General features: G+C 56.5%; 22 protein-coding genes. 18 read left to right on the top strand and 4 right to left on the bottom strand.

Annotated elements, in window-relative coordinates; genetic code table 11:
• The first annotated feature begins 11 nt into the window (after positions 1–11).
• From SHM7688_RS09325 to xrtE, 3 genes are all read left to right on the top strand, one after another.
• The gene (locus SHM7688_RS09325; RefSeq protein WP_058239654.1) at positions 12–566 is read left to right on the top strand and encodes a pseudouridine synthase; all 555 of its coding nucleotides are present in this window, start codon (positions 12–14) and stop codon (positions 564–566) included.
• Positions 567–664: 98 nt separating this feature from the next.
• Positions 665–1,474, top strand: coding sequence for a division plane positioning ATPase MipZ (locus SHM7688_RS09330; RefSeq protein ID WP_058239655.1), 810 nt, complete (start codon positions 665–667; stop codon positions 1,472–1,474).
• A gap of 5 nt (positions 1,475–1,479) precedes the next feature.
• A complete protein-coding gene (gene xrtE / locus SHM7688_RS09335; RefSeq protein WP_058239656.1) occupies positions 1,480–3,072 on the top strand; it encodes an exosortase E/protease, VPEID-CTERM system in 1,593 nt (530 codons plus the stop codon).
• Between the two features lie 39 nt (positions 3,073–3,111).
• On the opposite strand, the gene SHM7688_RS09340 is transcribed toward xrtE, so the two are convergent.
• Together SHM7688_RS09340 and SHM7688_RS09345 are read right to left on the bottom strand one after the other, a co-directional pair.
• Positions 3,112–3,390 carry a VPEID-CTERM sorting domain-containing protein gene (locus tag SHM7688_RS09340; protein ID WP_058239657.1) on the bottom strand — a complete coding sequence of 93 codons (279 nt, stop codon included), beginning with the start codon at positions 3,388–3,390 and terminating at the stop codon, positions 3,112–3,114.
• Between the two features lie 207 nt (positions 3,391–3,597).
• Positions 3,598–4,026 carry a MarR family winged helix-turn-helix transcriptional regulator gene (locus SHM7688_RS09345; protein ID WP_058239658.1) on the bottom strand — a complete coding sequence of 143 codons (429 nt, stop codon included), beginning with the start codon at positions 4,024–4,026 and terminating at the stop codon, positions 3,598–3,600.
• Positions 4,027–4,099: 73 nt separating this feature from the next.
• Here SHM7688_RS09345 and hmgA point away from each other — a divergent pair, with 73 nt between their 5' ends.
• The 7 genes from hmgA to SHM7688_RS09380 all read left to right on the top strand — a co-directional run bounded on the left by hmgA (position 4,100) and on the right by SHM7688_RS09380 (position 10,869).
• Entirely contained in the window at positions 4,100–5,455 is a 1,356-nt protein-coding gene (gene hmgA / locus SHM7688_RS09350) for a homogentisate 1,2-dioxygenase (protein ID WP_058239659.1), read from the top strand.
• A 73-nt stretch (positions 5,456–5,528) separates the two neighbouring features.
• The gene (locus tag SHM7688_RS09355; RefSeq protein WP_233486605.1) at positions 5,529–6,410 is read left to right on the top strand and encodes an MBL fold metallo-hydrolase; all 882 of its coding nucleotides are present in this window, start codon (positions 5,529–5,531) and stop codon (positions 6,408–6,410) included.
• Between the two features lie 21 nt (positions 6,411–6,431).
• Positions 6,432–7,697: a fumarylacetoacetase gene (gene fahA, locus SHM7688_RS09360; protein WP_058239660.1), complete on the top strand. Its 1,266-nt coding sequence runs from the start codon at positions 6,432–6,434 to the stop codon at positions 7,695–7,697.
• A 5-nt stretch (positions 7,698–7,702) separates the two neighbouring features.
• Positions 7,703–8,263, top strand: a complete 561-nt coding sequence (locus SHM7688_RS09365; protein ID WP_058239661.1) for a dihydrofolate reductase family protein — start codon at positions 7,703–7,705, stop codon at positions 8,261–8,263.
• Between the two features lie 76 nt (positions 8,264–8,339).
• On the top strand, positions 8,340–8,816 hold the full coding sequence (locus SHM7688_RS09370) for a DUF2059 domain-containing protein (protein ID WP_158500683.1): 477 nt from the start codon (positions 8,340–8,342) through the stop codon (positions 8,814–8,816).
• A 210-nt stretch (positions 8,817–9,026) separates the two neighbouring features.
• The gene (locus SHM7688_RS09375; RefSeq protein ID WP_058239721.1) at positions 9,027–10,637 is read left to right on the top strand and encodes an FAD-dependent oxidoreductase; all 1,611 of its coding nucleotides are present in this window, start codon (positions 9,027–9,029) and stop codon (positions 10,635–10,637) included.
• A gap of 4 nt (positions 10,638–10,641) precedes the next feature.
• Complete coding sequence (locus SHM7688_RS09380; protein ID WP_058239663.1) at positions 10,642–10,869, top strand: DUF2783 domain-containing protein; 228 nt, start codon at positions 10,642–10,644, stop codon at positions 10,867–10,869.
• Here SHM7688_RS09380 and hpaR read toward each other — a convergent pair.
• Positions 10,854–11,294 (bottom strand): homoprotocatechuate degradation operon regulator HpaR, encoded by a 441-nt coding sequence (gene hpaR / locus SHM7688_RS09385; RefSeq protein WP_058239722.1) that lies wholly within the window; start codon positions 11,292–11,294, stop codon positions 10,854–10,856. The genes SHM7688_RS09380 and hpaR overlap by 16 nt on opposite strands.
• 259 nt (positions 11,295–11,553) lie before the next feature.
• Here hpaR and SHM7688_RS09390 point away from each other — a divergent pair, with 259 nt between their 5' ends.
• The 5 genes from SHM7688_RS09390 to SHM7688_RS09410 all read left to right on the top strand — a co-directional run bounded on the left by SHM7688_RS09390 (position 11,554) and on the right by SHM7688_RS09410 (position 16,498).
• Entirely contained in the window at positions 11,554–12,726 is a 1,173-nt protein-coding gene (locus SHM7688_RS09390; RefSeq protein WP_058239664.1) for a substrate-binding domain-containing protein, read from the top strand.
• Between the two features lie 141 nt (positions 12,727–12,867).
• Entirely contained in the window at positions 12,868–13,644 is a 777-nt protein-coding gene (locus tag SHM7688_RS09395; RefSeq protein WP_058239665.1) for an ABC transporter ATP-binding protein, read from the top strand.
• Positions 13,637–14,374: an ABC transporter ATP-binding protein gene (locus tag SHM7688_RS09400; protein ID WP_058239666.1), complete on the top strand. Its 738-nt coding sequence runs from the start codon at positions 13,637–13,639 to the stop codon at positions 14,372–14,374. Before SHM7688_RS09395 ends, SHM7688_RS09400 begins: the two co-directional genes overlap by 8 nt.
• A 34-nt stretch (positions 14,375–14,408) precedes the next feature.
• Complete coding sequence (locus SHM7688_RS09405; RefSeq protein WP_058239667.1) at positions 14,409–15,440, top strand: branched-chain amino acid ABC transporter permease; 1,032 nt, start codon at positions 14,409–14,411, stop codon at positions 15,438–15,440.
• Between the two features lie 2 nt (positions 15,441–15,442).
• Positions 15,443–16,498, top strand: a complete 1,056-nt coding sequence (locus tag SHM7688_RS09410) for a branched-chain amino acid ABC transporter permease (protein WP_058239668.1) — start codon at positions 15,443–15,445, stop codon at positions 16,496–16,498.
• A 3-nt stretch (positions 16,499–16,501) separates the two neighbouring features.
• Here the strand turns inward: SHM7688_RS09410 and SHM7688_RS09415 are convergent, their stop codons facing one another.
• Complete coding sequence (locus SHM7688_RS09415) at positions 16,502–17,659, bottom strand: DUF3095 domain-containing protein (RefSeq protein ID WP_058239669.1); 1,158 nt, start codon at positions 17,657–17,659, stop codon at positions 16,502–16,504.
• Positions 17,660–17,891: 232 nt separating this feature from the next.
• On the opposite strand from SHM7688_RS09415, the gene SHM7688_RS09420 reads away from it, so the two are divergent.
• From SHM7688_RS09420 to SHM7688_RS09430, 3 genes are all read left to right on the top strand, one after another.
• Positions 17,892–19,064: an MFS transporter gene (locus tag SHM7688_RS09420; protein ID WP_058239670.1), complete on the top strand. Its 1,173-nt coding sequence runs from the start codon at positions 17,892–17,894 to the stop codon at positions 19,062–19,064.
• Positions 19,065–19,196: 132 nt separating this feature from the next.
• Entirely contained in the window at positions 19,197–20,219 is a 1,023-nt protein-coding gene (locus tag SHM7688_RS09425; RefSeq protein ID WP_058239671.1) for an aspartate-semialdehyde dehydrogenase, read from the top strand.
• A 188-nt stretch (positions 20,220–20,407) separates the two neighbouring features.
• A complete protein-coding gene (locus SHM7688_RS09430) occupies positions 20,408–22,033 on the top strand; it encodes a DUF4139 domain-containing protein (protein WP_058239672.1) in 1,626 nt (541 codons plus the stop codon).
• Positions 22,034–22,049 lie beyond the last annotated feature (16 nt).

Consider the following 22,049-nt stretch of genomic DNA (forward strand, 5'->3'; position numbering starts at 1 on the left):
AACACGGCGTCATGAGCCGCGTGATCCTTTTCAACAAACCCTTCGATGTCTTGTCCCAGTTTACCGACAAGGGCACCGAGGGGAGTACCCGCCGGACCTTGTCTGATTTCATCGATGTACCAAAGGTTTATCCTGCTGGACGTCTGGATCGTGACAGCGAAGGACTGATGGTTTTGACCGATGATGGCAAACTTCAGGCACGTATCTCAAATCCGCGGCACAAAATGGCCAAAACATATTGGGTGCAAATCGAAGGCACCCCCGATGCCGCAGCACTGGCAGCGCTGCGTACCGGGGTAGAACTCAAAGACGGGCTAACCAAACCCGCGCAGGTTCAACAAATCGACGAACCGCATGGTCTCTGGCCCCGCACGCCGCCGGTGAGGTTTCGAAAATCCGTGCCCGATTGCTGGATCGCTTTGACCATCCGCGAAGGGCGCAACCGTCAGGTCCGCCGTATGACCGCCGCAGTTGGTCACCCGACTCTCCGATTGATCCGCGCACAAATCGGACAATGGAAGCTGGATGATCTCGAAACAGGCACATGGCGTGATGCACCGCATTGAAGCGACTTTTCCTGTGGAAAATCACAACATATAGTAGACACCAACAAGGCCGCACCGTAAGAGCCGCGGCACTGAAATAGTGAGCAGGGACACAGGGCATGGCACATATTATCGTTGTCGGGAACGAAAAGGGCGGCGCAGGTAAATCCACCCTTTCCATGCACATTGCCACGGCTCTGGCCCGCATGGGCCATAAGGTTGGCGCGCTGGACCTTGACCTGCGTCAGAAGAGCTTTGGCAACTACGTGGCCAACCGTCGGAAATTTTCCGAAAAAGCGGGTATTGAGCTTCCCGGCCCAGATTACCACGATCTCCCGGAAATCGCGCAAGACGCGCTGCAACCCGGAGAAAACATCTATGACCAGCGCCTTTCCGCAGCGGTCTCTATGCTTGAGCCAGATAATGATTTCATCCTGATCGATTGCCCCGGCTCCCACACCCGTCTCAGTCAGGTGGCCCATTCACTTGCCGATACGCTGGTGACCCCGCTGAATGACAGCTTTGTCGACTTCGATCTATTGGCCAAGATTGACGAAGATGGAGAAAAGATTCTGGGGCCTTCGGTCTATTCCGAAATGGTCTGGAACGCGCGCCAACTGCGGGCGCAGGCTGGCCTGAAACCCATCGACTGGATTGTCATGCGCAATCGCATGGGGGCGCAGCAGATGGTCAACAAAGAAAAGATGGGCAAAGCGCTTGATAAGCTTGCCAAACGCATCGGCTTCCGCGTGGCTCCAGGCTTCAACGAACGGGTTGTCTTCCGGGAGCTGTTCCCGCGCGGCCTCACGCTTCTTGATCTGCGCGACATTGGCGTGAAACAACTTAACATTTCAAATGTCGCCGCCCGTCAGGAGCTGCGCGAGTTGATCAAGGCGATCAACCTCCCCGGCGTCTCGGTCGACTTCTGATCCTGATGGCGGGCCCGGAGATCTCCAACGCTTCCGGCACCCGCCGCAATTTTCGCCTCATCACGGCCGCAGCTCTGGCTATGGCCGAGCTGCTCTTGGTCATAGTGACCTATCAAGTCATGGCATCCATCGAATGTCGCCTGACAGAGATTGAAACAGCCTGTCGTGCTCTGCGCTCCATGACAGCGCGTGGTCTGTCGGTGATGGCCGTCATGGCGATCTATTTCTGGCTGCGCCCGATGGCTTTTCGCACGCTTTCATCTGCGATCCAAAAATCACCCGGCCATCGCCTCTGGATCGGCAGTCACATATTTGGGATCACGCTGATCTTTTTGCCCATTTTTGTCTTTGGGGCCGCTGAGATCAGCAAAACCTTCACACCCAGCCTTGTGTTGCTCCTCTCCGGCGGACTGTGCGCCGCTATGAGTCTTTTGCTCTGGGTGACGCCTTGGAAACAATGGCGCCGCTGGATGCGCAGTGACAGCTACCTGCTACCTCTGGCGTTAATAACAGGATCTCTCATCCCGGATCTGGCAAACCTGATACGCCCGGCTTGGGAATTGTCTGCGCTCAGCAGCCTCACGTTCTTCTTGGTGTTTATCTGTCTCAGCCTCTGGGGGTTTGAGGTGGGTGTGCATCCACCGAGCTACGAAATCGGCGTCAAGGACTTCTATGTACAGATCGCAAGCCAGTGTTCCGGTGTGGAAGGCATTGCGCTTATCACTATTTTCATGGGGATCTATGCCCTACTGATGCGCTCAGAACTGCGACAAAACTGGTTCTGGCTCATCCTCTTTCCTCTGGCTGTATTAACCAGCTGGATCTTCAATATCCTGCGCATCTCGATCCTGATTGTAATTGGCGCCAATGTCTCTCCTGAACATGCGCTGAATGGGTTTCATTCCTATGCTGGGTGGCTGATGTTCACCGCATTGGCGCTGGGGATCGTATTCATCGCCACTCGCGCAAGCTGGCTGCATCGACAAACCTCAACGACAGCGTCTCCACGCGCTTCTCTGAGACAGGACGATCTGGCACTGCGCATCGTTCCCTTCATCGCCATGATGCTGTCTGGCGTGATGGCATCCACCTTCTGGCAAAACTCCGATGACGGCTACGCATTGCGCGTCGGGCTGATGAGCGCGACATTGTGGTTTTTCTTCCCTGCACTCCGCAGCCTCATATCCGCGCCCCGTCTGGCTTCCGTATTGGTCGGGCTCTGTGTGGGTATGATGTGGGTCCTCACCAGCGCGCCATCAAAAGCCCAGCCCACATTGCCGACGACGACATGGATCACACTGCGCTTGGTAGGCACCATTCTTCTTGTGCCGGTGATCGAAGAGCTTTTCTTCCGCGGATATGTAGTCCGGCGGCTGAATCGCGGCGGGATTTTATGGGCCGTGTTGGCTGTTTTTCTGTCCAGCCTACTGTTTGGCCTGATGCATGAGCGCATGCTCGCAGGCGCTTTGGCGGGCGTCGTTTTTGCCATGCTCTATATGCGCCAGAATAGGCTCTCTGATGCCATCATCGCCCATATGAGCGCCAATGCCACAATCGCCGTTTTTGCACTCTGGACGGCAAAATGGGCGCTCATTTGAACGCCCATCACCAAGTTACATTCCCTATTCAGAGACGTGCTATTTGGCGCGACGGCGGCGCAGTTCCCAAGCCAAAGCCAAAGTTGCCAGAACTGCAGCAACCGCAAGAAGCCCGGCGCTCGCATCAATTTCAGGCACCGCATTGGAGCCACCGCTGTGAGGTGAGCCACCGCCCTGACCGCCGCCATAGCGGGCATTCCACCAATTCCACCAGCGCTGCCGCCACCCCGAATAATCCTGTGCCATAGCAGCGGGCGCGCTCAAAAACGTCAGACACAAGGCAACGATGGTGGTGTTCATTTTTGTCCAAAGACGCATAGAACTCTCCCGAACCCAATAAAATAACTGCTCAAACCTGCCACAGGCTCTACGCGCGACTCAAGCCATTTAGCTCAAATTGCTCCTTTCTCACAGGATTGGGATCACCATTGTTATCCAGCACAACACAATCCGCTGAGAAGGCGCAAACTGTCGCCACCCATCCTCCGCAATGCATGCGAATCGATCACATGATGACGCGTAGCTCTATGACAGTTTTGCAAGAATACTCTTAAGGCTTTGTGCCTCCTGCGCGGTCAATTTTGCCTTCAGCTCCTGCTCAAACTGCGCAGCCACGCCATGTAAATCACGATACACAGCCTGCCCGGCTACCGTCAGTTCAAGCCACTCCAAACGACGATCCATTTCACAGGGTGTCCGCTTGAGATAGCGGCGCTCCGCCAGTTTTTGCACAGCCCGGCTCACCTTGGTTTTGTGAACCTTGGCTTTCTGTCCGATCTCTGTGGCCGTCAGTCGACCATAGACACCGAGGTGAAACAACACACGCCACTCACTGCGCAAAATACCGTAGCGCCCCTTGTAGACCTTCTGAAATCCAAGACTGGATTCTTCCGCGGCCTGATTCAACAAATAGGGCAAAAACTGCGTAAGATCGAAATCGTCTGATCCAGACATATAGGCACCTCCCGCTTGTTAGTTACAAAATCAACTATTACTTCTGCAACTAGTTTTTGTCAGGAGTGCCAAAATGACCGCTGTCCCTATCGCGCCTCGCATGACCCGTGCGCCATCCCTGCCAGGCCCCCATGCGGGCTATATGCCCGGCTTTGGCAACGACTATGAAACCGAAGCCCTGCCCGACGCTTTGCCTCAGGGGATGAACAGCCCGCAGAAATGCAATTATGGTCTTTACGGAGAACAGCTCTCCGGTACCGCCTTCACGGCAGAACATGTTGAGCGCACGTGGTGCTATCGGCTGCGTCCCTCGGTCAAACACAATGGCCGCTATGAAAAGATTGATGTGCCTTATTGGCAATCCGCGCCCAATATTGATCCGTCTCTGAACAGTCTGGGACAATACCGATGGGATCCGGTGCCGCACTCTGACGCAGCGCTCACATGGATCACAGGCATGCGCACCATGACGACTGCGGGCGACGTGAATACACAGGTGGGCATGGCCAGCCATATTTATCTCGTGAACAGCTCCATGGAAGATGAGTATTTCTTCTCTGCGGATTCCGAACTGCTGGTGGTGCCGCAAGAAGGGAGGCTGCGGTTTTACACAGAGTTGGGCATCATAGATCTGGAGCCCAAAGAGATTGCCATCCTGCCACGCGGGCTGGTCTACCGCGTTGAGGTGCTGCAAGGCCCTGCACGCGGCTTTGTCTGCGAAAACTATGGACAGAAATTTGAGCTGCCCGGTCGCGGCCCGATTGGGGCCAATTGCATGGCCAATCCGCGAGATTTCAAGGCGCCTGTGGCGGCCTTTGAAGACCGCGAAGGGCCCTCCACCGTGAACGTTAAATGGTGCGGGCAATTTCATCGCACACAGATTGGTCAATCCCCGCTGGATGTGGTGGCCTGGCACGGCAACTACGCGCCCTTGAAATACGACCTGCGCAGCTATTGCCCAGTGGGGGCCGTGCTGTTTGATCACCCAGACCCTTCTATCTTCACAGTACTGACAGCCCCCTCAGGCGTGCCGGGCACTGCCAATATCGATTTTGTTCTGTTCCGCGAGCGTTGGATGGTGGCCGAAGACACCTTCCGCCCGCCATGGTACCACAAGAACATCATGTCCGAGCTGATGGGCAACATCTATGGACAGTATGACGCCAAACCACAGGGCTTCACCCCTGGCGGCATGAGCCTGCACAATATGATGATGCCGCACGGTCCTGACAGAAACGCATTTGAAGGCGCCTCAAACGCCAACCTTGGCCCGGATAAGCTCGACAATACTATGTCCTTTATGTTTGAGACCCGCTTTCCCCAGCATCTCACCAAATTTGCCGCACAAGAGGCCCCGGTGCAGGACGACTACATCACCTGTTGGACGGAGATCGAAAAGAAGTTCGACGGAACTCCGGGAAAAAAGTAAGCTCGCCGTCAAAAACAGGGGGCTTTGCCCCCGTCACAGAAAACTGTGACTCCCCCAGGATATTTGGGGTCAAATGAAACCGCTCAGCACTGGACACATCATGCATCACACACAGGTCACCTTACTGGGCACCAAAGGCGGGCCTGCCATTCGTCCGGGCACCCGCATGCCCACATCCTTGCTTATTCAAATGGATGGAATGACTGTCTTGGTGGATGCGGGCCTTGGCGTGAGCCGCGCGCTTTGTGATGCTGGCATGGCTCTCACAGATCTGGATGCCATCCTGATTACACATCTGCATTCTGACCACTATCTTGAACTGGGCCCCCTTCTGCACACCGCGTGGACCGCAGGATTGAACACGCCAATCGCGATCTATGGCCCGGAAGGGCTGACGCAATATTGGGACAGCTTCCTGCAAGCCATGTCCTTTGATATCGAGCTGCGCCTGCGCGACGAAGGCCGCCCCGCCTTGGCACCTTTGGCACAGATCCATGTGCTCAACACCGGTGACATGGCCCTTGGATCGCTTCAGGTGAAAGTCATGCGCAACACACATCCTCCCATCATCGACAGCTTCGCCCTGCGCATTGAAGGCCAAGAACACAGCGTTGTCCTGTCAGGCGACACAGCCCCAATGGAGGAGATGGTCTCTTTTGCCCAAGGGGCCGACCTGCTGGTCCATGAGGCCATGCTCTCGGCAGGCATTGATGCGCTCTGTGCGCGGGTCGGCAATGGGGATGACCGGCTGCGTCTGCATCTGGAACGCAGCCACACCCCGGCAGCTGAAGCTGGGCGTATTGCCAAAGACGCCGGGGTGGCTCGACTGGCACTCAACCATCTTGTGCCCTGCGATGATCCGGATTTCACAGAAGCACACTGGCAGGAAGAGACCCGATGCACATGGGATGGCCCTCTGTTCATTGGCACCGATGGCATGACCATTTCTCTCTGATACACTCCAAAGGACCCGCCCATGGCTTTGCTCCCGTCTTGGATCGACAGCGCCAATGCACCAGACCATCCATTTCCGCTCAACAACCTGCCTTATGGCGTGTTCTCCGTATCAGATGGCGCATTACGATGTGGCACCGCGATCGGCGAACGCATTGTCGATCTAACGGGTCTGGAAGCTGCGAATATCCTGCGGGCGGATCCTGATGCCGATGTGCTGGACGCGCTTTATTGGAACGACTTTATGGAACTGGGCCCAAAGGTCTGGCAAAGCTATCGCCACATGTTGCAAGCCCTCTTGAGCATATCCGCCTCAGAAGACATTCAGGAAACTCTCACGTATTTCTCTCTGCCTCTGACGGAAGCGACACTGCACTTGCCTTTTAAGGTCAGTGAATACACCGATTTTTATGCCGGCGAGCATCACGCAGTGAATGTCGGCACAATGTTTCGCGGCGCAGAAAACGCCCTACCGCCAAACTGGCGGCACATGCCAATCGGCTACAATGGTCGCGCCTCATCCGTCGTGGTTTCCGGAACGGCAATCCGCCGCCCTTGGGGGCAGTTGAAATCCGCAGACCACACGCAGCCTGCCTTTCTGCCCAGCCGCCGGTTTGACATTGAATTGGAGCTTGGTGCCATTGTCGGGCAGGCGTCGCATGGGCCTCTCACGGTCCAAGAAGCTGACGACAATATCTTTGGCTACGTGCTTCTAAATGATTGGTCGGCGCGCGATATTCAGGCTTGGGAGTATCAGCCCCTTGGGCCGTTTCAGGCCAAAGCCACCGCCACATCCCTTTCTCCATGGATTGTCACCAAAGAGGCCCTCGCCCCATTCCGCACCCATGCTCCAGCACGACAGATTGCCTTGTTGGAACACCTCAAGGATGTGGGGCCGATGCTTTATGACATCGACCTCAGCGTCATGATGGCACCAGATGGCAAAGCGGCCACGTCCATCGCACGCACAAATGCCAAACAACTATATTACTCTTCCGCGCAACAGCTTGCGCACCACAGCAGTTCTGGCTGCCCGATGAATGTCGGAGATCTTCTGGGCTCAGGTACGATCTCTGGCCCCCACAAACCAGAGCGTGGCAGTCTCCTGGAACTGAGCTGGGGCGGAAAAGAGCCTTTGACCCTTGATACGGGGGAGCAGCGTACTTTCATTGAGGATGGAGACACGCTCACCCTGTCCGGCGCTGCGCGGGGAGACGGCTACACCATCGGATTTGGTGACTGTAGTGGCACCGTTCTGCCCGCGCTTTCGGACCCCTACGAAAGATAACTCAGATGACCACACGGCCTCGCTATGTTGGATATGTCGCAATGAGTCTGGATGGCTACATTGCCACGCCGGATGGCAGCGTGGACTGGCTAACCCCTTTCAACGCTGCTTTGGCCGACTGTCATGACGAAGCTGACGGAGGCTATGACGCATTTATTCAATCTGTGGATGCGGTTCTCATGGGCCGCAGTACTTTCTGTCAGGTACTGCGCTGGGGCTGGCCCTATGGAGATCGCGCAGGCTACGTTCTGACCCACCGTCATGACTACAAGGGGGATCACATCACCGCCGCCGGACCGATGGATGATCTACGATCAGCCATTGAGGCAAAGGGGCACAAACACGTCTGGATCATGGGCGGAGGCGAGACGCAGCGGGCCGCCATCGATGCCGGCATGTTTGACGAAATCTCCGTGTTTGTCATGCCAACCTTACTGGGTGATGGGCTGCCCTGTTTTGCCAAAGGCGTGCAACACCCGCTCACATTTCGATCCGCAACACCAAAATCCGGCGGAATTTTGCAGCTTCAGTACGACATTCCCAAACCCGTGGAGACACCGGTGTGATTGCGGCAAATCGCTTGGCGAATTGTCCAATTCCCCATACACACTCAAAAGTAGAATGTACTTAAAGGACAGTCTCTTGAAAAATATTTCCCGCATCCTTGCCCTTTGCCTGCCACTGTTTGCAACCTCTGTGCAGGCGCAATCTGCAGCAGATCTCTCACAGGCCTACACACAGATGCCCGAAGTCCAGCAGATGATGGATGACATGTTCTCAAAAGACTCCATGATCTCTCAGATGAAGCTCTCAATGCCCCCCAGCATTGAGCTGACAGAACAGCAGTGGAACGACCTTGGCGCGCTGATGTCTGGCGAGATGCAGGGTTTCAAACCCAAGCTCGAAGTTCTGATGCAAGACACGATGGCAACGTCTTTTTCAGAAGACGAACTTCAGGCGCTGATCGCGTTCTACAGTTCCGAACATGGCGCATCGATCATGACCAAAATGCCTCTCATGATGCAATCCGTTATGACCAACATGGGCAGTGACTTGCAGGCCATGCAACAACGCGTCACGCCTCAGATTGTCGAGATAATCTCCTCTAGCGGTGAATAAAATCTGACGTGAGAAAGTGCGCCATAAATGGTGCGCAGGCATCGTCGCCATTGATCCTCAGCGCTTGAAGCCAGCAGCACCACCTGTCACCGCGCGCGGCTCCTTAGGGCCGCGATGCACCGGCTGTCTTTGATCCAGATCGTGGCACGCCCCACAATTGTTCACAATCATCTCCCCGTTGCACGCGCGCTTTTCAATGGGAGATGCCCCATGACTAAGACTTTTGACGCTCCGCTTTACGCCTACTCACGCAGCCCTGATCAGGATGAAGGCCTGCCCGTACGCCACCCTGTCGTTGTCATTGGTGCAGGCCCTGTCGGACTTGCCACCGCCGTAGATCTTGCACAGCAAGGCGTGAAAGTGGTGCTATTGTCAGACGGTGACCACATTGCCAAAGGGTCGCGCGCCTTTTGCTTTGGCCAACGCCCGCTGGAAATTCTCGATCGTATCGGCTGTGGTCACGAGATGATGGACCGCGGCCTGCACTGGAGCAAAGGCAAGGTGTTCCTAGGCCAGCGGGAGATTTATGATTTCGCCCACGCAGAAGATCCGGGCCACAAATGGCCCGCCTTCCTCAATTTGCAGCAATACGCATTAGAAGAAATCCTGATCACCCGCATTCGCGACCTGCAAAAGCAAGACGCACCCATCGAAATTCGTGGCGGGAACAAGGTTGAGGCCATTGGTCAGCATGACGATCACGTCACACTGGAAGTCGAGACGCCAGAAGGCAGCTACACCATAGAGGCCGACTGGCTGGTCGCCTGCGACGGGGCCAACTCCCCCACACGCCGCATGTTGGGCATCCCTTTTGACGGGACCATGTTTGAGGATAATTTTCTAATTGCCGATATTGAGATGACCACAGACCGCCCTGCGGAACGCTGGTTCTGGTTTGATCCACCGTTCAATCAGGGTCAATCCGCGCTCCTGCAAAAACAGCCAGACAATCTCTGGCGCATTGATTTGCAGCTGGGCCCCGACATCGACAAAGAACAAGAAGCACGCCCGGAAAATGTTACCTCGCGCCTTAGAAGCATGCTCGGGGACGAAGCGTCTTTCACTCTAAAGTGGGCGTCTGTCTACAGCTTCCAATGCTGCCGCATGGAGAACTTTATACATGGTCGCACGATTTTTGCAGGCGACAGCGCCCATCAAGTGTCCCCCTTTGGCGCCAGGGGTGCGAATGCAGGTTTGCAGGATGCGGACAACCTCGCCTGGAAACTCAAACTGGTACTTGAAGGGGGCGCACCCGCAGCGCTGATCCAGAGTTATCACATCGAACGCGCGTGCAGCGCCGATGAGAACATGCAAAATTCCGTCAACGCCACGGAATTCATCACCCCCAAATCAGAGACGAGCCGCATCCTGCGCGACGCAGTGCTGACGCTTGCTAAAGACTATGACTTTGCCCGTTCTATGGTCAACTCGGGACGCCTCACCACCCCATCCAACTATGACACCAGCCCCCTCAATTCTGCTGATGCATTGGCAGGGCCTGACATGAGCCGCCCCGGCAGCCGCTGTCCGGATGCTCCCTTGGGGGATCACTATCTTCTGGACGTTCTTGGCAACGGTTTCACCCTACTCACCATAGATGCCGACGCCCCCGATAGCGTTACAGAAAACGACGTCATAGTGAAACGCCTTGCCCTCTCGGCCCGGGATGACATCTCACGTACACTCACGCGCCAGTTTCTGGGCGACTGTCCAAGTGCCGTCTACCTCATCAGACCAGACCAGCATATCGCCGCTCGCCGAGAAAGTTATGACGATTTACAGTTCCGCGCAGCTCTGCGGCGCGCGACAGGCAAGGAGTAGCCGGATGTCAGAAAATCAAACCGCCCCCCTTGTACTGACCCAAAACCTAGACGACGCAGATGGGTTTTATGCCGCGCTGGTCAATGCCCATACAGGGCTGACCAAATCACAAAGCGATGCACTCAACGCGCGCCTGCTGTTGATTTTGGCCAACCAAATCGGTGATACCGTTCTACTGCGCGCTGCTATAAACAAGGCACGCACTGAGCCTAACAGTCAAAACTCGATCTGATTGAGATCATCAAGCAACTCTAGTAACTGATCGTATCTTTCGTCACCCAAATGCTCCCTTAGTTGCTGTGCATATCCCCGAGCCGCGGGCATATTCACAGCAATCAACTCACGGCCAGCATCGGTTGCTTGGATTACCTGGCGGCGGCCGTCCTGCTCATCGCGTTGGCGGGTGACATACCCCTTCTCATCCAGCTTGTGCAAAATGCGTGTTAGACTGGGCAACAAAAGCACCGCACGCTCCGCGATGGTCGTGGGGTCCAGCGGTCCCTCTTCGACCAGGACGCGCACCACGCGCCACTGCTGTTCTGTCACACCGGCATCACTCAACAATGCACGCGCAGGTTTCATGACCCGCTCCCGCGCACGCAACAAAGCGATGGGAAGCGATTGAGTTGTACTGGGAATATTAATCTTGCCTGTCATGGGGCTATTCATGCACGGAAACTGCCAAAAACGCAATTTCTTTGGCCACGGCAGGAACCGCAAACGCAGCGTCCATTAACCACTTTCACGCAACGAAAGAAGGGACCCCATGCCTCACACCACGCGGCATAGGCGGGCGACAGACATAGGCCGCCCCACCTACGTAGTTTCCCCGAATTGACCGTTTTTGCCCCCGGCACCTACGATATAGCCAATCCCTCTGGCCGCGCGCCTGAGGTGAGTTCAGGGAGGAAGATTCATGAAGAAATGGCTCATTTCGAGCGCGGTTTCTGCTTTGGCGCTGACCAGCGCTGCAACCGCGGACATCAAGATCGCGCATGTTTATGGCAAAACAGGCCCCTTTGAGGCCTACGCCAAGCAATCACACGACGGCCTCATGCTTGGTCTGGAATACGCCACGGGTGGCACCATGGAAATCAACGGCGACAAACTTATCGTGATTGAAAAGGACACGCAACTCAAGCCGGACAATGGCAAAGCTCTGCTGGAAGAGGCCTATGGCGATGACGAAGTCGACGTCGCGGTGGGGCCCGTCAGCTCAGGCGTTGCTCTGGCCATGCTGCCGGTCGCAGAGGAATATGAAAAGCTCCTGATTGTAGAGCCTGCGGTCGCAGACAGCATCACCGGTGCCAACTGGAATCGCTATATCTTCCGCACCGGGCGCAACAGCTCCCAAGATGCCGTTGCCAACGCCATCGCACTTGCAGGTGAAGACGCTCAAATCGCCACACTTGCACAGGATTATGCTTTTGGCCGCGACGGGATCGCCGCCTTCCGCGAAGCTCTGGAAGGACAGGGACAATCCATTGTCCATGAAGAATATGTCCCCACCGATACAACTGATTTCACTGCGGCGGCGGAACGTATTTTCACCGCCATGAAAGACCTTGAAGGCAACAAGAAGCTTTTCATCATCTGGGCCGGCGGCGGCAATCCGATGGGTAAAATCCAAGCCATGGACCCCTCCCGTTTCGGTGTTGAAATCGCCACCGGCGGTAACATCCTCGCGGCAATGAAAGCATACAAGGAGTTCCCGGAGCTTGAAGGGGCCACATATTACTACCATGAGATCCCAGAAAATGATGTGAACGACTGGCTGGTCAAAACCCATCAGGACCGTTTCGGAACGCCCCCGGATTTCTTCACCGCAGGCGGCATGTCTGCGGGTATTGCCGTGGTCGAAGCCATCAAAAAAGCAGGCAGCACCGACACCGAAGAGCTGATTGAGGCGATGGAGGGTATGGAATGGGAGACGCCCAAAGGCACCATGAAATTCCGTGCCGAAGATCATCAGGCGATGCAACCAATGTATCATTTTAAAATCCGCGTGGATGACTCCGTGGAATGGGGCATTCCTGAATTGGTCCGCGAGCTCTCCATCGAAGATCTCCCCATTCCAATCCGCAACTGATTGGCGCGCTATTCGGCGCAGCACCCTATATCCGCTGCGCCGTCTTCACCTCCCGGTGCCGGGCCTGATCCGGCAAATTCGCGCCACCACAAGAGGCCCCGGATCACGTCCGGGGCGCGTCATCCAACAGGCTCCTGACCCATGTCGCATACCCTTCTTGAAACCATAAATCTGACCGTGCGCTTTGGCGGCCACGTGGCGGTTGATCACATAAGCTGCCCCTTTCGGACCGGAGAGCTGACTGCGATCGTTGGCCCAAATGGCGCGGGCAAAACCACCTTCTTCAATTTGATATCTGGCCAGATTGCGGCATCCGAAGGTCGTGTCATCCTCAACGATCATGACATCACCCGCATGTCCGCAGCCCAGCGCACGCATCTTGGCATTGGGCGTGCCTTCCAGCTCACCAATCTTTTCCCAAACCTGTCCGTTCTAGAAAACGTGCGCTTGGTGATCCAATCCAAAGCAGGGCGCGGGTTCAACATCTTCTCAATGGCCGACACCCACAAAGAACTGACGCAGCCCGCGATGGATATTCTCACCCGGGTGCGCATGCGTGAGCAGGCTGATCAGAGCGTTTCTGAACTCTCACATGGCGATCAACGCAAGTTGGAGGTCGCATTGCTCATCGCATTGGATCCATTGGTCTATATGTTTGACGAACCCACCGCCGGCATGAGCGTGGACGAAGCCCCCGTGGTATTGGATCTGATTGCTGACCTGAAGGCGCGCAAAGATCGCGCCATCCTGTTGGTCGAACATAAGATGGACGTGATCCGTACATTGGCGGACCGCATCATCGTCTTGCACAATGGCGCCCTGGCGGCCGATGGCGATCCATCAGAGGTCATGGCCTCTGATGTGGTTCAGGAAGCTTACATGGGCCGCGATCTGGAAAAGGCTCTGTCTCATGTCTGACACACACAGTGCAACGCCCATTCTCAAACTTGAAGGCGTGTTCACCAACATCGCCCAATATCACATCCTGCAGGGGGTCGACCTGTCAGTGCCCCGCGGAGAAGTCACCATGCTTCTGGGGCGCAATGGCGTCGGCAAAACCACAACTCTGCGCACGATTATCGGCCATTGGCGCGCCCATAAGGGACGTGTACTTTTTGATGGGGAAGACATCACCAAATTGCCCACTCCGGCCATCGCGCGCGCAGGTCTTGGCTTTGTGCCCGAAGACATGGGCATCTTCGGTGATCTGACCGTCGAAGAAAACATGACCCTCGCGGCGGTTTCAGGCCCGATTGATCAAGCTCGGCTACAATGGATGTTCACCGTGTTCCCCGCTTTGGAAACCTTTTGGAAGAAAGACGCAGGCACCCTCTCGGGCGGACAAAAACAGATGTTGTCCATCGCCCGCGCCATGATCGAAGAGCGCGCGCTCTATCTCATAGATGAACCTACCAAAGGCTTGGCTCCCGCGATCATCACAACCATGGCGCGCGCCATCAAAGAGCTCAAAGATCAAGGTGCCTCCATCCTGCTGGTCGAGCAGAACTTTGCTGTCGCCAAAGCTCTGGGCGACAGCGCCAGCGTGATGGACGATGGGCGTATGTCTTGGTCCGGACAGATGCGGGACCTGACCCAAAACGCAGATTTACAAGAGCGCCTCATGGGCCTCAGCATTGAGGCGCACTGATGCTTTTCACCTCATCTCCACAGGAGGGACACCGATGAGTGCCGCCCCCGAACACGCCCCAACCATAGCGCAGACATCCCTGCGCGAACGGTTTGCCCCCTATGCGCCGGGGCTCTTGGTTCTTATCCTGATAGCGGCCGGGCTCATCGCTATTCCCGCTACGTCAAGCTGGTTGACGCTCACCGTGTCCGGCCTTGCTATGGGCATGATGATCTTCATCATGGCCTCAGGTCTCACGCTGGTCTTTGGCCTCATGGATGTTATCAACTTTGGCCATGGGGCGTTTGTCTCTGTAGGTGCCTTCGTGGGCGTTTCCTTCCTACTTGTGCTGGAACATATGACCAGTGCGCCTCATCTTCTTTGGAACCTGACCGCCCTGATGCTGGCCATTTTGGGCGCAATGACGGCGACCGGGCTCATGGGCTGGGCCTTTGAAAAGGTCATTGTCAAACCAGTTTATGGCCATCATCTCAAACAGATCCTTGTCACCATGGGCGGCCTGATCGTTGTGGAGCAACTGATTATTGTACTTTGGGGGCCAGAGGAGATCTACATCACGCGGCCAGAAGCGCTCAAAGGTGCCATCACCTTCGCTGGAGCGGCTCTGGAAAAATATCGCCTTGTGGCCGTGGGCATTGGCCTCGTGGTCTTTGTCGCAATGCGCTGGACCCTGCGCCGCACAAAGATTGGCCTCATCGTGCGGGCGGGTGTCGAAAACGGGGAAATGGTGCAGGCCCTTGGATACAATCTGCGCATGGTCTTCATTGGCGTCTTTGTTGCAGGTTCGGCTCTTGCTGGGCTCGGCGGCGTGCTCTGGGGTCTCTACCAAGAAGTTATCACCGCACATATGGGCAACCAAACCATGATCCTTGTGTTCATCGTGGTGATCATTGGCGGACTTGGCTCGGTCGAAGGCTGCTTCATCGGCGCGCTCTTGGTGGGCCTGATGCAGAACTACGTGGCTTTTCTCGAACCCAAAGCCGCCCTGATTTCCAACATCGCCCTGATGGTCGCAATCCTGATGTGGCGCCCAATGGGCATGATCCCAGTGGTAAAGGCGAAATAACCATGCTGAAAATCCTTGTCTCCGGCGACACGCCACGCTCGCCCATTCTGCTTGCGCTTTTGATCGTGATCCTCATCGGTCTGGCGTGCGCACCTTTTCTATTTCCCGGCGTACGTTCCGTGGACACAGCCGCGCGCATCTGCATCTTTATCGTGCTTGTGGCTTCTTATGATCTCCTGCTCGGCTATGGCGGCATCGTCAGCTTCGCTCACACGATGTTTTTTGGCCTTGGAGCCTATGGGGTTGCGCTCGCTTCGACGCATATGGGACGTGGATTTGACAGCCTGCTGGTGGGCACCATTGCCGGCGCAGGATTGGCCGCGCTCCTCGCCTTCATGATCGGCCTGTTCTCTTTGCGTGTTCGCGCCATCTTCTTTGCCATGATCACCTTGGCGGTCGCGTCTGCCGTGGCGGTCCTGGTCAGTCAACTCTCCAGCCTCACAGGAGGTGAGGATGGGCTCTCTTTCAAGATTCCGCGCGCCTTGGGGCCAGCCTTCAAATTCACCGATGGCGAGATCCTCGGCGTGAAAGCAAACGGCAAACTCTTGAAATACTACCTCGTGTTTCTCTCCTGCTTTGCGCTCTTCCTGTTTATGTTGCGCGTGGTGAACTCGCCCTTTGGGCGCGTGTTGCAAGCCATCCGTGAAAACGACTTCCGCGCCGAAGCCATTGGCTACCGGGTTGTCCACTATCGGGTCGCTGCAACATGCCTGTCAGCAGCCATCGCCGCGCTCGCCGGCGCTCTCTATGCAGTCTGGTTGCGCTATGTGGGCCCGGACACCACACTCTCCATGGAGATCATGATCGACATCCTGCTGATGATTGTAATCGGCGGCATGGGTACCATGTATGGCGCAGTCATTGGTGCAACGCTCTTTGTACTGGCCCAGAATTACCTGCAAAATGTCCTGTCACTGGCCGGTGACAATGTGTCCACATGGCCCTTGTTACCTGAGCTGCTCAATGCAGATCGCTGGCTGCTCTGGCTTGGCGTTCTGTTTATCCTGTCCGTCTACTTCTTTCCCACAGGCATCGTCGGCCGCCTGCGTGAGAAGTAATCGTCACACGGTCCGCAAACGCAAATTGCGGGCCGCCCGCGCATAGCCTCCGGCGGCACCATCCACAAAGTGCATATGCCGCGCCTCTGTTGGGGAATGCACAAGGCAGGTCATCATCGCTTCCTCTTGCGCATGAAGGCCAAAGCGCACCAAACCATCCGCCTCAGCCGCGCGTAAGATCCGCTCCATCCGTGCCTGCGTGTGGGCATCACAGTCCAGCGTCATTTTCAAACCGTCATCAAACTTGCGATAATCCGCATTGCTGGCCACCTGCGCACGATAGGCTTTCGGATCAAACTGACCCAGCTTCACACCGCTCTTCATCAAGGCCCATAAAAATGCATTGCTGATTAGAAGCCCGGCCACACGCAGCGCATAGCTGCCTTTCTGCCGCACGCGCGCCTCAATGGTCAAACCAGGTGGTGGAAACGCCACGCCCGGTCCCTCCTGCGGCACAGGATGGCCGCCACGCCCCTCTTTGCTTGAAGCAGTGACAAGAGCATGCGCCACAGAGGCAAAAGCATCTTCCGAAACACCCGGCCGTGGTACAACAACAAGTGAAACAATCGCGCCGTGGCGCGCTTTCATATTTGACCAGCGGCAAGACAGCCCCGACAGATCGAGATCTGCAGGGGCATCTTTCCCCTCTGCCAAACCAATCCGACCCGCTTTCATTTCCGCCTCGGCCCATGCCAAGCCGCCCCCTGCAAACATCGCATAGTCCACACCATTCTCTGGTGCATATCTGGCCACACGCAAGTCTCGCCCTTCGGCGCGAATACGCGCTACAGAGACCACCGCCACCCGCAACTCCACGCCATATTCCGCCCGTGCCCAGCGCCGCACCGCATTCAGCGCACGCTCAGCAGCGCCACGCTGTGCTGGCCACACTGCAAACCCAGCACCGTCTCCACCAAAAACATAAGGCAAAGCCTGACGCCCTGCAGCATTCAGTTGCGCCGCAATCACCGCCGCCCCCACCATGTTGACTATTTTGTACCGCCCGCGGGATATCTCATGGGTAGACCCAACGATATCCGCCACCCCAACATACCAGTCATCAGGCAAAGGCATGTAGCGATGAGGCTCCGCCATCAAAGCAAAATCGCCATGGCGTGGGAGGTTGTCATAATAGGCTTGAGAGGAGTGTTCGATAAACATGATACTGGCTTCCCTGGCACGGAGGTCACGCTATGGGGTGTCGTGTCGTCCTGGATTTCAGATACGCATGCTACGCACAGCTTCAAGCTTTGGCTCACGCACGTTTGTGCACAGCCCCGTGAAGGCCCTGTCATATCAAAGGCCTGTCCCAACCTCTTGCCTTTCAGAACATAATCCTATCAAGTCGCCAGACGACACCTCAAGCGATCGGGGTTGGGGGGAGGAGACCCACATGCGTTTTGATCTTGTTCTGCTGTGCTTGGCCTATGTGCTGAGCCAGTTTTTCCGCGCCTTTCTGGCGGTTCTCACACAGGTGCTGGAGACTGACATCGGTGCCACTGCCGCAGATCTGGCCTTTGCCTCTGGTCTCTGGTTTCTGATCTTTGCTGCCATGCAAATCCCTGTCGGCGCAGCGCTGGATCGCTTTGGCCCCCGCCGCACGACCGCCATTTTACTGCTTCTCGGAGGAGGAGGTGGCGCGGCGCTCTTTGCCCTTGCAACAACACCATTCCATATCGCCGTCGCTATGGCGCTGATCGGCATCGGGTGCTCTCCAGTCCTGATGGCAAGCTATTTCATTTTTGCACGCAGCTACCCACCCGCCCGCTTTGCCACATTGGCAGCGCTCACGCTCGGCGTTGGCTCCGTTGGCAACCTGATTGCCGCCTATCCCACCGCATGGGCCGCAGAAACCATCGGCTGGCGCGCCACGCTCTGGGTGCTCGCCGCCGTCAGCAGCCTACTCGCAATCGCCGCATGGCGCATGGTGCAAGATCCCCCCGCCGCCCAAAGTGACACGCGCGGCTCTGTTCTTGATCTGCTCAAGCTGCCCGCCGTCTGGCTTCTGATCCCATTGATGTTCTTTAATTACATGCCTTCAGCTGGCATTCGCGGCCTCTGGATTGGCCCCTACCTGTCAGATGTGTTCTCGCTCACCACGGGCGAAGTCGGACAGGCCACTCTGGCTATGGGGCTGTCAATGATACTGGGCACCTTCGTCTACGGACCCGCTGACCGCATTTTGGGCACGCGAAAATGGATCATCATAGGTGGCGCATCCATTTCTGCGACTGCACTACTCCTGCTGACGATCTTTGCCAACCACAGCGCCCTGAGCGCGATTGTTCTCATGTCTATTGTGGGCTTTGCCGGGGCAGCATTCCCGGTGATGATTGCGCATTCGCGCAGCTTCTTCCCAGAGCATTTGACCGGCCGTGGTGTCACTCTGATGAACCTCTTTGGCATCGGTGGCGTAGGCGTCATGCAGTTTGGCTCCGGCAAGTTGCACAGCACCATTGCCCCGGAAAATCCACTGCTGGCCTATCAAGTGATATTTGCGGGCTTAGCCGCGCTTCTGATCATCGGGGCGTTGATCTACTGCTTCTCAGAGGATCGGTTGGATTAATCCAAATTCACCCACTTGTGAGCCATGATCGCAAAGCGGAATGACCCTCATAAGCAATTTACGGCCTCTGCCCCCTTTTTTCTTGGCCAAAACGCGGCTAAGAGGGCGCGTCGTTTACAATGGAGACCAAAGATGGGCTATCGCATCGTCGTCGCAGGCGCCACGGGCAACGTGGGTCGCGAAATGCTGAACATTCTGGAAGAACGCCACTTCCCGGTGGATGAGCTTGCCGTTCTGGCCAGCCGCCGCAGCCAGGGTACCGAGGTCACCTTCGCCGACAAAACACTGAAAATTCAGGACATTGAACAATTTGATTTCTCAGGCTGGGATATGGCGCTCTTTGCCATCGGCTCTGACGCAACCAAGAAATTCGCCCCCATCGCAGCAGCAGCAGGCTGTGTCGTGATCGACAACAGCTCACTCTATCGCTACGATCCCGACGTGCCGCTGATCGTGCCAGAGTGCAACGCCGATGCGATTCACGGCTATGCCAAGAAAAACATCATCGCCAACCCGAACTGCTCCACCGCGCAGATGGTTGTGGCGCTGAAACCGCTACACGACCGCGCCAAAATCAAGCGCGTCGTGGTCTCCACCTACCAATCCGTGTCCGGCTCCGGCAAGGACGCGATGGACGAGCTCTGGGATCAGACCAAAGCGGTTTACAACCCAACCTCTGATGTGCCGCCAAAGGTCTACACCAAGGAAATCGCCTTCAACGTGATTCCGCACATCGACGTCTTCATGGAAGACGGCTCCACCAAAGAAGAGTGGAAGATGGTTGCCGAGACCAAGAAGATCGTAGACACGAACATCAAAGTCACCGCCACTTGCGTACGCGTACCTGTGTTCGTGGGCCACTCGGAATCGATCAACATCGAGTTTGAGGACTTCCTCGACGAAGACGAAGCCCGTGACATCCTGCGCGAAAGCCCCGGTATCATGGTCATCGACAAGCGCGAAGACGGCGGCTACGTCACCCCGAAAGAATGCGTTGGCGACTTTGCCACCTTCATCTCCCGCATCCGTCAGGACAGCACGGTAGAGAATGGCCTGAACCTGTGGTGTGTCTCCGACAACCTGCGCAAAGGCGCAGCGCTGAACGCGGTACAGATCGCCGAAACTCTGGGCCGCGAAGTGCTCAAAAAGGGCTAAGTCCACTTTAGATACCCCAATGAAAGGCGTCCTTTTGGGCGCCTTTCTTATTTAACGAACACGCAAGTCCGCGCAGGCCGTACCGCTGTTACGGCAACACACCGCCCAATCCCTGCAATACTGCACTGTGACCTTGCCACCCTGCCCTGTGCGTGATCGTCTGCCTGCAAACAAATTGCAGGTCTCCGATGAAACATCTTATTTTCACTACCGCCTTGATTTCCCTATCGTCTCCAATCTGGGCTGACACGATTGCTGTGACAGCTCCGGTGACGGCGGCAACGCTCTATTCTCAGGGCGCCACTCTCACCCGACACGCCACCTTTAACGCGCCTGCGGGAACGCATGAGCTGCTGATCACCAACCTGCCTGACAGTGTCGATCCGTCTTCCATGCGCGTGTCTTTGGAAGGGGCCACCTTGGGGGCCATCACCCTGCGCAACGCACGCACTCTGCCCAATGTGGTTGAAGACAGCCCCGAGCTCACCGCCGCCAAAGCCGCACGTGACGCCGCCCGTGACGCCCTGCGCACCACGGAGGATGCCAAAGCCGATGCCCTTCTGGCCGCAGAGGCCGCCAAAGCACGGCTCGCCTACCTTGCCTCACTCAAAGCCCCCACAGACGCCGCGCCCAGTCCGGAAACGCTCCTGGCCACACTCACCCTGATAAGCGAACAGACCCTTGCCACTCAGAAAGACATTGCCAGCATTGAACGCGATGCCCGCCGTTTTGAGCAGGAAATCGAAGATCGCACAGAGGATCTGCAAAAAGCGCAACAGGTGGTGGCTGCGTTGACGCCATCGCTCGGTGACAACGTCATGCTTGCAATTGCCATCTCCACCTCAGAAGCCACTACGGGCACCCTCACCCTCAACCATCTGATTGAGGATGCCACTTGGGAGCCAACCTATGATGTACAGCTCACCACGGGCGACACACCCATGCTTGCGCTCAAACGGGGCGCCTTTATTGGCCAAAGCTCCGGTGAAGACTGGCGAGATGTGGCGATCACCCTCTCTACCAGCCGCCCTGACGCACAAACAGAGCCGCAGGCCCTCTGGCCCACACTGCGCCGGATCGCTCCCAAGCAAGAGCCGCTCGCCTATGCGACTGACAGCCGTGCTCTCAAAAGCGCAGCGGCCATGGCCGAACCCGTGCTTATGGAAGAGTTCGCCGGCACGATTGACTTCGGCGATGGGATCAATGCCTCTTACAGCTACGCTACCCCGGTCACCCTCACCTCCGATACGGAAGCCCTGCGCATCGAACTGGGCACGCTCAATCTGACACCGACGCTCTACGCCCATGCCAATCCTCTCTATGATGACACCGCCTTCATGGTGGCCGAAACCACCAACATCTCTGAAGAGATCATCCTCCCCAGTGAATACAGCAACTTCTACCTGAACGGCACTTTCATTGGACAACAGGGGATGCCCCTGATTGCGCAAGGCGACACTGCGGAGTTTTCCTTTGGGACCATCAATGGTCTGCGTCTTTCTGATGTGGTGAACACGCGCGTCACTGGCGACACTGGCGTGATCACCACACGCAACGAACAGAGCGAAACCCGCACGTTGACCGTCGAAAACCTCACAGGTCGCGACTGGGATCTGCGCATGATCGGCCGTGTGCCCTATTCGGAGCAGGAGGATCTTGTGGTCTCCTACACCGCCGACATCCCGCCAGAAGAAGAAAACTACCAAGATCAGCGCGGTATCCTAATGTGGAGGCACGCCCTCAAGGCAGAGAAAAGCTTCTCTGTAAGGCTCTCACATACACTGCAATGGCCCTCCGACATGGAGTTGCACTAAGAAACCTGCATGCGCG

This window comes from Shimia marina (genome assembly GCF_001458175.1).
Taxonomy (GTDB): domain Bacteria; phylum Pseudomonadota; class Alphaproteobacteria; order Rhodobacterales; family Rhodobacteraceae; genus Shimia; species Shimia marina.